Raw genomic sequence first — 11,949 nt, forward strand, 5'->3', positions numbered from 1 at the left:
TATCCAATGCTTTATACAAATCGATTAATATTATGCTTGATACATATACGAGATATTCTTGATATATTCGAATATAATTCAAAAAAATAATTAAAAATGATGTATTTGTAAAAAGAACATGTCGTGATATGAAGAGGTATGCGATTTTGTGTGATACATATGTTCAAAAAGACAGAGAGTGGTTTATAAAGGAGTCACTCTCTGTTTTCTATGAGAGGTGTGTGCTAGAAGAAATATTTCTCTGGAAATATTTCAGAAAATACAGAAAAATAAAACTCATAAGTGCGAAAGTTTGGTATAATGTCTAAAAATGAAAACGCTTTAATAGGAGGTTGGGAGAAATATGATGATGAATGTACCATTAACAATTAGTTCAATGATAGAAAGGGCAGAAAAGTTGTTTCCAAAAAAAGAAATTGTTTCACGTACACATGATACTATAACAACTTTAACATACAAGCAATTAGGAGAAAGAACAAGGAGACTCTCTAGTGCGTTACAGAAATTAGGGATAAAAGAGGGAGAACGAGTTGGGACTTTAGCGTGGAATCATCATCGTCATGTGGAAGCGTATTTTGCTATTCCGAGTATTGGATCTGTCTTGCACACTATTAATATTCGTTTATCTGCACAGCATATTTCCTATATTATTGGACATGCAGAAGATCGCATTTTACTCGTTGATGAAGATCTCGTACCCCTCGTTGAAAAAATTCAAAGTGAATTATTGACTGTACAAGCATACATCATTATGACCGACAAAAAAGAACTTCCAGAAACTTCACTAGAGCCGGTCTATCACTACGAACAGCTTCTTACAGAAGGGGATCCTGATTTCCAATTCTTGAAAGATATGGATGAAAACACGCCAGCTGGTATGTGTTATACGTCAGCGACAACAGGTAATCCAAAAGGTGTTGTATATACACATCGTAGTACAGTACTTCATTGTATGGCTCTAGGATTAGCAGATACAGCTGCATTATCTGAAAGTGATGTAGCAATGGCAATTGTTCCAATGTTTCATGTGAATGCTTGGGGATTACCTTTTGCAGCAACGTGGTTTGGATCAAAACAAGTTTTACCTGGTCCGATGTTTACACCGAAAATATTACTTGAAATGATCCAGGATGAAAAAGTGACGTTGGCTGCTGGTGTACCAACGATTTGGCTTGGTGTTTTACAAGAACTGGAAAATAATAACTATGATTTATCAAGTATGAAGCGGATTTTATGCGGGGGTGCTGCTGCACCTAAAAGTGTGATAGCTGCATTCGAACAAAAACATAATGTTCCTTTTGTGCATGCATACGGTATGACGGAAACAAGTCCACTTGTGACACTTGCACGGTTAAAAAGCTATGAAACAGATTTATCCTATGAAGAGCAACTGGAAATTCGATCAAAGCAAGGATATCTTGTGCCAGGCGTTGAAATGAAAGTAGTGGGAGTAAATGGGGAAGTGAAATGGGACGGAACTGAAATGGGAGAATTATGTTTACGAGCACCATGGATAGCTGCAAGTTATTATAACGATGAACGAACGGTAGAAGGATTCCGTGATGGTTGGTTATATACAGGTGATGTTGTTACAGTTGATGAGGAGGGCTGCGTTAAAATTGTTGATCGCACAAAAGATGTTATTAAAAGTGGGGGTGAGTGGATTTCATCTGTAGATTTAGAAAATGCTTTAATGGCACATGAGGCTGTATTTGAAGCTGCAGTTGTCGCGGTACCTCATCCTCAGTGGCAGGAGCGACCTGTTGCATGTGTTGTGCAAAAACAAAATAGTTCTGTAACGAAAGAAGAATTATATGAATTTTTACGACCGCAGTTTGCGAAGTGGTGGTTGCCGGATGATATCGTTTTTATGGAGGAGATCCCTAAAACATCAGTTGGGAAATTTTTGAAACAAGCGTTACGAAAAGAATTAGAGCATTTGCATAGAAGCAGTGAAAAGTAATATATAAGAAAGGGCGACTCACCACGATATGATTGTGAGTCGCTTTTTATATTGAATAATGACTAATTTACAGCGTTTTCGATTGTAAGTTTAAAATATTTGGTCGACATTTTATAGGCTGGATTTTCAAAATAATAGTTGCCTAGTTCGGTAGAAAATTCTTGAACTAATGAGTGCTACTTTTTCCTTGATCGAAAAGCTTATAATAAATGTCAGCAATACTAATGATACAAATTGAAATAGATTTAGAAAAGAGTGAATCATACAAGTTATCTTTTTATATAGGATACAGCGTCATTTGTTAACTTCAACTGAAAATGTGTTGACATTAAATCTCTGGGAAGGTAATATAACTTCTGTAATATGTTACCTTGAAAGTATTTATAGTTTACAAATAGGAGAAATAGACAGATGAATACAAAGAATTTAGTTTTTGTTGCTTTATTTAGTGCAGTTATGGGTGTGTTAGGACTGATACCACCAATTGCGCTTTCTGTTACACCTGTTCCTATTACATTGCAATCTCTTGGTGTTATGCTTGCAGGAGGATTGCTTGGATCTCGCCTTGGGGCATTAAGTCAGATGGTTTTCTTGTTTGTAGTTGGGATAGGGGCACCATTGTTAGCTGGTGGCCGCGGTGGTCCAGGCGTATTTGTTAGTCCAAGTGCAGGGTATTTAATCGGATACGTTGTTGGAGCGTTTGTGATAGGGTATTTTGTAGAGCGTTTACGCCATGCATCTGTTATAAAAGTATTTTTGATTAATATAATTGGTGGAATTCTAGTTGTTTATATATTTGGCGTGACTGTTCAATCATTTATAATGGATATCTCTGTGTGGCAAGCGATTAAAGTAAGTGTCGTATTTTTGCCAGGTGATTTCGTTAAAGCTGTGATTGCAGCATTTCTTGTACCTCGATTATATCGTTCATTGAAGCACGTCATTACGCCTGCTGTAAAGAATGGTAAAATCTCAAATGCTAGATAAAGAGCGTAAGGGATTTTATAAAATGTAGGAAACACGTATTAGCGTGTTTCTTTTTGTTATCTGAAAGGAAAGGATGAATAGTGGTGGGGATTACATTGTCTTATATAAAACATACTTGTATACATCCGAATAAAATGGCGATAAAGGAAAAAGATAGACTACTAACATATAAAGAATGGCACGAATCTGTTTGCCAAGTTGCAAATTGGCTCAATAAAGAAAAAACAACGAATAAAACGGTCGCGATTTTACTAGAGAATCGTATTGAATTTTTACAGATCTTTGCAGGTGCTGCAATGGCAGGATGGGTTTGTGTTCCACTTGATTTAAAGTGGAAGCAGGACGAACTTGAAGCAAGATTGGAGTTAGCAAATCCCTCTATTGTCATTACCTCTGAGCAATATAAGATGAGTGAATTGCCGCGAATAAATGGAACTGTACTTTCTATCAATAAATGGAATCAGATGGTGGATAATCAGTTAAATACGTATCATTCTTCAGAAAGTGTACAAAACCACCCTTTCTATATGGGGTTTACATCGGGATCAACTGGGGAAGCAAAGGCATTTCTTCGTGCGCAGGATTCTTGGGTTCATAGCTTTGATTGCAATTTGCATGATTTCCATATGAAAAATAATGATACGGTTTTGCTTGCTGGTACATTGGTCCATTCCCTTTTTTTATACGGGGCAATAAGTGCGCTGTATTTAGGGCAAACAGTGTATCTTATAGAAAAATTTATCCCGAGTCATGTTCTATCTATATTGGAACAAGAGAATATTTCAGTGATGTACACAGTTCCGACGATGCTAGAGGCATTATATAAAGAAGAAAGTGTTATTGAACAGGAAATAAAAATTATTTCTTCAGGAGCAAAATGGGAGGCGGAAGCAAAACAGAAAGTAAAAACCGTATTTCCGTATGCAAAAAGATATGAATTTTATGGTGCTTCTGAATTAAGCTTTGTCACAGCACTAACAGATGTAGAAAGTGAAAGAAAAGCCAGTTCAGTTGGAAAGCCATGTCATAATGTGCAAATTCGGATATGTAACGCAAAGGGTAAGGAATTGAAGCAAGGTGAAATTGGAACTATTTATGTGAAAAGTGATCAGTTTTTTATGGGATATTTACTGAACGGAGATCTATCTTGTCAAGTTACAGAAGATGGTTGGATGACTGTACATGACATAGGCTATCAAGATGAGGAAGGTTTTTTATATATAGTAGGTAGAGAAAAAAATATGATTTTATTTGGAGGTATTAATATTTTCCCTGAAGAGATTGAGAGTGTATTGGGCACTCATCCAAATGTTGATGAAATCGTAATTGTTGGTGTGAAGGATGGGTATTGGGGAGAAAAGCCTGTTGCCATTGTAAAGGGAAAAGGAACAAAACAAGAATTGAAACGATTTTGTTTACAGCATTTATCATCTTTCAAAATTCCAAGAGAGTGGTATTTTATTGATGAAATTCCTCATACAAGCAGTGGGAAAATTGCTCGTGAAGTGGCAAAACATATAGTTGTAAAACAGGAGAAAGTATATGAATAGAGCGGTGATTGTACTAGCAAAACGAACGCCTATTGGCAAGCGAAATGGAATATTGAGAGAGTATGAAGTACAGCAATTGGCAGCACCTATACTGGCGCACTTAAGTAAAGGTATAGAGCATGAAATAGACGATGTAATATTAGGAAACGTTGTTGGACCAGGCGGAAATATTGCACGGTTATCGGCACTTGAAGCTGGGCTGCTATATAAGGTACCAGGTGTAACAATTGATCGCCAATGCGGGGCTGGATTAGAAGCAATTCGGATGGCTTGTCACTTGATTCAAGGTGGTGCAGGGAATTGCTATATTGCCGGTGGTGTTGAAAGTACAAGTACATCTCCTTTTGAGAAGAGAGCTCGCTTTTCTCCTGATTTTATCGGAGATCCAGATATGGGGATAGCAGCTGAACATGTAGCAGAGCGCTACAAAATTACAAGGGATATGCAGGATGAGTATGCTTGTTTCAGTTATAAAAGAACATTGGGAGCGCTAGAAAAAGGATATTTACAAGAAGAAATTATCCCGATTTCTTCAAATGTAACGGAGGATGAAACGATAAAGTACGGAATGAATTATGAACGAATTATAAAGAGAACAAGGCCAGCTTTTTTACAAGGAGGAACAGTGACAGCAGGAAATTCTTGTGGTGTGAATGATGGAGCTTGTGCTGTGCTTGTAATGGAGGAGGGAAAGGCTCGTGAACTTGGATATAAGCCGATTCTTCGGTTTGTTCATAGTACTGTTATTGGTGTAGATCCACATTTACCAGGGAGTGGGCCTATATATGCTGTGCAAAAGTTATTACAAGATCAGAACCTATCAATAGACGATGTTGATTATATTGAAATGAATGAGGCCTTTGCTGCTAAGATTGTGGCCTGTGCGCAAGAATTACAAATTTCCTATGAAAAGTTAAATGTAAACGGTGGAGCAATTGCTCTCGGTCATCCTTACGGTGCATCAGGAGCTATGCTTGTGACTCGGTTATTCTATCAAGTACAAAGAAGAAAGGCGCAATACGTAGTAGCAACATTAGGTATTGGCGGGGGAATTGGGCTTGCTCTATTATTTGAAAAAGTAGAGGGCTAGAAAAAATCTAGTTTTCTACTTTTTTGGTTCATAGACATTACTTCCAGGTTTTGATTTTATTTCATTCCAAGCAGAGATAGCATCGACTTTTGTTTTTCCTTTGTTATATGAATCTTGGAAAAAGGCACGTGTAAAGCGATTGTATTCAAATTGAGCACCGATGTTTGGTTTATATGAAGGATCATTTTTTCTTTCTTGTTCTTCATACCAAAACGTCACAGCATCTTCATATGTTTTTCCGATATTTTCTTTGAAGAAGTTTTGTAGTGTTACTGTGAATCGGAATTTTGCACCGATTATTTCTTTGAAAAAAGCCCGAACATCTTCGCTACAGCGGTGATTTTCAGTAATAATGGTTTGTAGAGAAAGTGGCTCATAAGAAGAAGGTAGGATTTGTTTTTTTCTGGCGGGACTATTTTTCAGTATTTTACCTGTAGTTAAAAAGGTTGCAATGCGCTCAGTAACTTCTATTTTAGAACCACTTGTTGGCAAATCATATTCACGACAAAATTCCTGCAACTCTGTTTTTAGCCAATAATAATTTTTAAAATCTTCAATTAGTATGTTTCTTGTTAAAGGCGGACGCATAGAAATCGCTTCTTTCTTCTATAATTTCCTTAATTGTAAAACATATGTTCCTTTTGTGGAAGGGGTTTAGCTAATAATCTAGAATTATATAGCTTGGAAGTCATATGTATAGAATGAAAAGAGGAGACTATATGAATCATTTATTACAAGTTCGAGTAACTGGAATTTTGATTGAGAAAGAAAACCTTTTAATTGTAAAGCAAAAAGTTTCTGAGCGAAATTGGTCTTTACCAGGCGGAAGAGTAGAGGGTGGAGAAATGTTAGAAGAAGCTATGATTCTAGAAATGAGAGAAGAGACGGGATTGGAAACTAGAATTAAGAAATTACTATATATTTGTGATAAACCGGATGTTACGCCATCACTAGTACATATTACGTTTTTACTTGAAAGGGTGTCGGGAGAAATAAAGTTACCGTCTAATGAATTTGATCATAATCCAATCCATGATGTGAAGATGGTACCACTAACAGAATTACGAAATTATCATTTTTCTGAGGCATTTATCGAACTTATTGAAAAAGGATTTCCTAATGCAGGAACTTATCAAGGATTGAAACAAAATATTGGCTTGTAAGTAGATAAAAATCTAAAGGATAGCATCAGGCTATCCTTTAGATTTTACTTTAAAAAGTTTCTTGTGATAAATGAATAAGATGAGCTAGAAATTCTTCACCTGTAATAATTGCTTTTCCTCCGCCGCGAGCGCTTTTTTGATTACCGCCGCCTTTTCCTTCAATAGTAGGAAGAGCATTTTTCAAAATTGTATTCATGTTTGCTGTTACCGCTTTCCCGCATGCAAGAACGCATTGTAATTTTTCTTCATTTTCGGTAACCAGGTATGTAATAGAGTTTTCATTTTGTTCGGTAATGATAGCTGATAATTTCGTGATTTCCTGCATGGAACGATTTGTAAAGACTTTAGAAATGAGTGTTCCAGCATGTATGTCTATGGATTGTTGCAGCAATTTATTTGCTTCTACGAAAAGTAGTTTTTCGTTCATAGTTTGTAGTGCTTTTTCGCTTTCTTCTTGAGAGGTAAGAAGCTGGGTTACTTTATTTGGAATATCATTTTCACTACTATTTAACTGTTTGGAAACGTCTTTAATAATTTGTTGATGACGCTCCATTAACTTGAGTACACGCCATCCTGCAACAAATGTTAAACGGATACCACCTTTATTTCGCTCCCACCCTATTATATGAATTGGCCCCACTTCACCTGTATATTTTGGATGTGTACCACCACAACCGTTATAATCATAGTTTTCAATGATTACAACGCGAATATTTTCTGTAATTGTTGGTTCTTTTCGGAGCGGTAACTGTTTTGCTTCCTCTAAGTTCATCCATTTAATATGGATAGGATGATTTTCAAAGACAATTTGATTTGCAATTTGGAGTGCGCTAGTGGCTGTTTCTATCAAAAGCTCAGGCGTGTCTAAATCAATTGTTATCGTTTCTTTTCCAAGATGAAAACCAATTGTAGGAATGTCAAAATGATCCCAAAATGCAGCGGATAGGATATGCTGAGCTGTATGTTGTTGCATATGATCAAAACGACGCTGCCAATTAATTTTACCTGTTACTTCTTTTGTATGTAATTCACTTGATATAAAATGACGGATTTCGCCCTCAACTTCCTCAACATTGACGACGGAAGCTTCATTTAATGTTCCTGTATCATGTGGTTGCCCACCGCCAGTTGGGTAAAATGCTGTTTCTGTCAAAGTAACATATAATTTTTCTTCGCTATCATAGGCCTGTTTAATAATTTGAGCTGTAAATGTTTGCTGATAGGCATCGATGTAATATAATTTTTGGTTCACTTTCGTACTCCTTTCTATCTCACTAGTTTCATTGTAAAGCAATCTAAATAAGTTTCCTAATATTTCAGAAGAAAAAACCTCTTTTTTAGAATTTTCTTGCTATAATAAGAAAAAGGGAATATACGGGGGTGGATGAAATGCTGTATGAAAATGGCGTAGACAAATTGATTCGTCTCAATACAAATATTTCTGAACTATATCGAGAATTACATGATATGACTCGGACTTTAATGGAGTGTAATCGAGAAAGTATAATATTCGATCGGTTATATGTGAAAGAGTTATTATGGAAAAAAGAAGATGTGTCCGCTATGTATGATCAGCTTCTCGTTCAGCTTTGTATCAATGAATGCTTTGATTTAAAAAGTGTCATCACTGGTGAATACAAATATACGTATGAGGAAGTGGAAAATGCGGTTCTTGAATTTAATGAAAAGTATGATGTGAACATCCTAATCAAGGACGTTTGCAAAGAATTACAGTTTACATATGGTATTGACATGGAATTATCTAGGACAGCCAAGGTATAATTATATTTACTATAGAAACAGGGAAAAGAAAGCTGTTAGTTTGCTTTCTTTTTCTATGCATATGTATGAAGTAGGGTTAGAAGGTTAATTTTACCCCGCATTAACGGACAGTAATCCTCCCTATCTCAAGGTTCAGAGAGAAGCAAAGAAGATAGGTGGGGGGATGAAGAACCCCACACTGATGGAAGTTTCACTTTATATAAAATAAAGAAAAAACAGGGTAGGAAAAATTAGTAACAAACTTTTTCCACTCTGTTTTTATATAACGTTTTAATTAAAAAAAAGAACTTTTTTCTCATGTTCATTTGCAACTTCAGTTTTTGAAATGTGTATGGCAAGAAAGCCATTTTCTAAACAGGCTAGCATTTTTTTATAGATGATGTTAGCAGGTAAAGAAATTGTTCGTTGCAAGGACGAGTTCTTATGAAATATATGAATTGCTAGGCCTGTCTCCATCTTGTTTATAAGTACATTTTGTTCTGACACATTAGGGATATCAGTTTCTAAAATATACTCTTGCTCCGTTTCGCAAAGATCAATGTGGATGTGATTAGGGAAACTGAAGTTGTCGTATGAATCAGAGCAAAACTGATCCATCCATTCTTCAAAACCATCAACATGAAAAAGACAGTTTTTCTTTTTCTTGCCCATGTAAGACACCCTCCGTAAAGTCTCAATTCATATTATAATATGCATTAAGAAATTAGAGGTGAAAAACAAACTAGAAAATATGTTGAGTGGTTTGTTGTAAATAGCTTAAGTGAGAAGGACAATGCATGTGCATTGTCCTTCTTTTACATATCGTGATGCGCGTGATTTTTTTGTCTTGAATGATTTCGGTTTTTTACTTTATGTGACCCACTTAGCGGCTCAGGTTGCCCAGAGGGCTGTCCTTTTTTTGTGTTTTGACGAATAGACTTGCTATTGTTTTTTTCCATGTTGTGTTGCACCTCCTTCTTGTATTTAGAATGAGAGAACTTTGTAAATTTATACGAGAATGTTTTTATGAAAAAAGGTAAAGCTAAGTAAGACTAACTATAACAGAAAGGGGAAAGCGTATGCCGTATCATAAAGATAAACAGCAAGCTTTTCAAGCCGCACAACAAGGAGTCGTACAAGCGGAAAATTTATACAACAATATTGTGAAAAATGACCCGAATTATGGTCAGGATTTAAAGCATTTACGCCAAGAAGTTCAAGAGGCATATGAACAAATTCAAAATGCATTGGAAGTAGCATCTGAAACACAACGTCCACAACTTGAGCGGTATGAAAGTAATTTGCAAAACATTATACGAGATGTGGATCTGCTAGGCGATTGAACAGGTTGTATGAGTTCAACAACCTGTTCAAGTTTGGAGTCAATATGTTGAAAAGAAAAATTTCTGTAATAATCATTTGTTTGGTTTGTGTAGTACATATATTTCAAGTGGACAAAGTAGAAGCGAAAATGCTGATGAGAAAAGAATTAGAGCCTACGGGTTATGTAACGTGGGAGGTACCAAATAACGAGAAGATAATTGCAATTACATTTGATGATGGTCCGGATCCTACGTATACTCCGCAGGTGTTAAAGCTATTACACCAATATAAAGCTGAGGCAACTTTTTTTATGATTGGTTTTCGGGTTCAGCGGAATCCGTATTTAGTTAAGCAGGTGCTAAAGGAAGGACATGAGATTGGAAATCATACGATGAATCATTTATATGCTAGAAGTGCATCTGATGAAAGATTAAAAGATGATATTTTAACGGGGAAAAAGTATTTACAAAAGTGGGTAAAGGAGCCGCTACTTTTCCGTCCACCAGGTGGATATATTAACGATGCAGTTTTTACAACGGCAAAAGAAGCGGGTTATCAAACCGTTTTATGGTCTTGGCATCAAGATCCAAAAGATTGGGCAAATCCAGGAACTGAGTCCATTGTGAATCATGTTGTGAAAAATGCGAAGAGCGGAGATATTGTGTTACTGCATGACGGAGGAAATGATCGTAGTCAAACGGTAGCTGCATTAGAAAAAATCCTGTCGGCCCTTCAAAAGGAAGGGTATCGATTTGTAAAAGTTTCGGAATTGTTACGTTATAAGCATTAAATAAAAATCCCAAAAGGATTTCCTTTTGGGATTTTTCATTATTGATTCTTTTTACGTTTTTTATTATTTTGACGCTGAGCTGGTGTTAGTGGCTCGTTTGCGAATTCTTCATTATAGCCAGTTCCTTGTCCTTGTGCTGATGCAGCATTCATTCCTGAAATTACATGATTTGCTTTACGTTTACCCATTTATTTTCACCTCTACAATGTTTTCTTTATAAAAATACTTCTCTGTTCATTACATGTATGAACAGAGAAGAAAAGCTCCAAAAAGAAAGCTTTACTTTATGATAATAGTATTCATAAGGAGAGCGAATACTATTCGGATTTAGAGAGATAAAGAAAACTTATGATAAACCATAAGTTTCTTATTATTTACTTATTTAGAAAGTTGTAATAAGATATTATCGTAAGGTATTGAAAAATTTGTCTACATTTTATATTCAGACAACTTAGTCACGTTTAACAGGGGGGAAACATAATGGTCAAACATAATCCATTTCAATCTCGTGAAACATTTGAAGTAGATGGAAAAACGTATCATTATTATCAATTGAAAGCGCTTGAAAACGCAGGGGTTGGCAACGTATCAAAATTACCGTATTCAATTAAAGTTTTGCTTGAATCTGTACTTCGTCAAGTTGATGGACGTGTAATTACAGAAGAGCATGTTACAAATTTAGCGAAGTGGGGAACGAAAGATGTTCAAGATATCGATGTTCCATTTAAACCATCTCGCGTAATTTTACAAGACTTCACAGGTGTTCCAGCTGTCGTTGATTTGGCTTCACTTCGAAAAGCAATGGCGGACATGGGTGGAGATCCTGATAAAATTAATCCAGAAATTACTGTAGACCTTGTAATCGATCACTCTGTACAGGTTGATAGAGCGGGTACAGCAGACGCGCTTGAATTCAACATGGACTTAGAGTTTAAACGTAATGAAGAACGTTATAAATTTTTAAGCTGGGCACAAAAATCGTTTGATAACTATCGTGCAGTGCCACCAGCAACAGGTATTGTACACCAAGTAAACCTTGAGTATTTAGCACCAGTTGTTCATGCGGTGAAAAATGCTGAAGGTGAATTAGTTGCATATCCAGATTCATTAGTGGGAACAGACTCTCATACTACAATGATTAATGGTATCGGTGTCCTTGGATGGGGCGTTGGTGGTATTGAGGCAGAAGCAGGGATGCTTGGACAACCTTCATACTTCCCAGTACCAGAAGTAATCGGTGTTAAATTAACTGGTACACTTCCAAGTGGTACAACAGCAACAGACGTTGCGTTAAAAGTAACACAAGTGTTACGTCAGAAAGG

At 36.2% G+C, this 11,949-nt stretch carries 14 protein-coding genes; 9 read left to right on the forward strand and 5 right to left on the reverse strand.

The genetic code is table 11. The features are described from left to right. Positions 1 to 343: 343 nt before the first annotated feature. From MHH45_RS27485 to MHH45_RS27500, 4 genes are all read left to right on the forward strand, one after another. Positions 344 to 1,963: a long-chain fatty acid--CoA ligase gene (locus MHH45_RS27485; RefSeq protein WP_016131806.1), complete on the forward strand. Its 1,620-nt coding sequence runs from the start codon at positions 344 to 346 to the stop codon at positions 1,961 to 1,963. A gap of 411 nt (positions 1,964 to 2,374) precedes the next feature. Continuing rightward, positions 2,375 to 2,950, forward strand: coding sequence for a biotin transporter BioY (locus MHH45_RS27490; protein WP_016131805.1), 576 nt, complete (start codon positions 2,375 to 2,377; stop codon positions 2,948 to 2,950). 83 nt (positions 2,951 to 3,033) lie between these two features. After that, complete coding sequence (locus MHH45_RS27495; protein WP_088094277.1) at positions 3,034 to 4,500, forward strand: acyl-CoA synthetase; 1,467 nt, start codon at positions 3,034 to 3,036, stop codon at positions 4,498 to 4,500. Continuing rightward, a complete protein-coding gene (locus tag MHH45_RS27500; protein ID WP_016131803.1) occupies positions 4,493 to 5,590 on the forward strand; it encodes an acetyl-CoA C-acyltransferase in 1,098 nt (365 codons plus the stop codon). Before MHH45_RS27495 ends, MHH45_RS27500 begins: the two co-directional genes overlap by 8 nt. A 15-nt stretch (positions 5,591 to 5,605) precedes the next feature. Here MHH45_RS27500 and MHH45_RS27505 read toward each other — a convergent pair whose 3' ends face one another. Continuing rightward, positions 5,606 to 6,178 carry a DUF6434 domain-containing protein gene (locus tag MHH45_RS27505; protein ID WP_016115730.1) on the reverse strand — a complete coding sequence of 191 codons (573 nt, stop codon included), beginning with the start codon at positions 6,176 to 6,178 and terminating at the stop codon, positions 5,606 to 5,608. A gap of 131 nt (positions 6,179 to 6,309) precedes the next feature. On the opposite strand from MHH45_RS27505, the gene MHH45_RS27510 reads away from it, so the two are divergent. Beyond that, positions 6,310 to 6,753 carry an NUDIX hydrolase gene (locus MHH45_RS27510; RefSeq protein WP_088094276.1) on the forward strand — a complete coding sequence of 148 codons (444 nt, stop codon included), beginning with the start codon at positions 6,310 to 6,312 and terminating at the stop codon, positions 6,751 to 6,753. Positions 6,754 to 6,802: 49 nt separating this feature from the next. Here MHH45_RS27510 and MHH45_RS27515 read toward each other — a convergent pair whose 3' ends face one another. Continuing rightward, positions 6,803 to 8,023: an alanyl-tRNA editing protein gene (locus tag MHH45_RS27515; RefSeq protein ID WP_077294950.1), complete on the reverse strand. Its 1,221-nt coding sequence runs from the start codon at positions 8,021 to 8,023 to the stop codon at positions 6,803 to 6,805. Positions 8,024 to 8,142: 119 nt separating this feature from the next. Here MHH45_RS27515 and MHH45_RS27520 point away from each other — a divergent pair, with 119 nt between their 5' ends. Then, entirely contained in the window at positions 8,143 to 8,535 is a 393-nt protein-coding gene (locus tag MHH45_RS27520; protein WP_016115727.1) for a hypothetical protein, read from the forward strand. A gap of 270 nt (positions 8,536 to 8,805) precedes the next feature. On the opposite strand, the gene MHH45_RS27525 is transcribed toward MHH45_RS27520, so the two are convergent. Next, a complete protein-coding gene (locus MHH45_RS27525) occupies positions 8,806 to 9,186 on the reverse strand; it encodes an Hsp20 family protein (protein WP_016115726.1) in 381 nt (126 codons plus the stop codon). A 143-nt stretch (positions 9,187 to 9,329) separates the two neighbouring features. Then, positions 9,330 to 9,473 carry a small acid-soluble spore protein P gene (locus tag MHH45_RS27530; protein WP_000414451.1) on the reverse strand — a complete coding sequence of 48 codons (144 nt, stop codon included), beginning with the start codon at positions 9,471 to 9,473 and terminating at the stop codon, positions 9,330 to 9,332. Between the two features lie 120 nt (positions 9,474 to 9,593). Here MHH45_RS27530 and MHH45_RS27535 point away from each other — a divergent pair, with 120 nt between their 5' ends. Both MHH45_RS27535 and MHH45_RS27540 read left to right on the forward strand, forming a co-directional pair. Then, entirely contained in the window at positions 9,594 to 9,857 is a 264-nt protein-coding gene (locus MHH45_RS27535; RefSeq protein WP_016131800.1) for a hypothetical protein, read from the forward strand. A 44-nt stretch (positions 9,858 to 9,901) separates the two neighbouring features. Continuing rightward, positions 9,902 to 10,627 carry a polysaccharide deacetylase family protein gene (locus MHH45_RS27540; protein WP_140386079.1) on the forward strand — a complete coding sequence of 242 codons (726 nt, stop codon included), beginning with the start codon at positions 9,902 to 9,904 and terminating at the stop codon, positions 10,625 to 10,627. Between the two features lie 38 nt (positions 10,628 to 10,665). On the opposite strand, the gene sspO is transcribed toward MHH45_RS27540, so the two are convergent. Further along, positions 10,666 to 10,815: a small acid-soluble spore protein O gene (gene sspO / locus MHH45_RS27545; protein ID WP_003199101.1), complete on the reverse strand. Its 150-nt coding sequence runs from the start codon at positions 10,813 to 10,815 to the stop codon at positions 10,666 to 10,668. A 292-nt stretch (positions 10,816 to 11,107) separates the two neighbouring features. On the opposite strand from sspO, the gene MHH45_RS27550 reads away from it, so the two are divergent. Continuing rightward, positions 11,108 to 11,949: aconitase family protein (locus tag MHH45_RS27550; RefSeq protein WP_340863736.1), on the forward strand; the 842-nt coding region annotated here is incomplete at its 3' end.

This window comes from Bacillus sp. FSL K6-0042 (assembly GCF_038006685.1).
In the GTDB taxonomy this organism is placed as follows: domain Bacteria; phylum Bacillota; class Bacilli; order Bacillales; family Bacillaceae_G; genus Bacillus_A; species Bacillus_A pseudomycoides.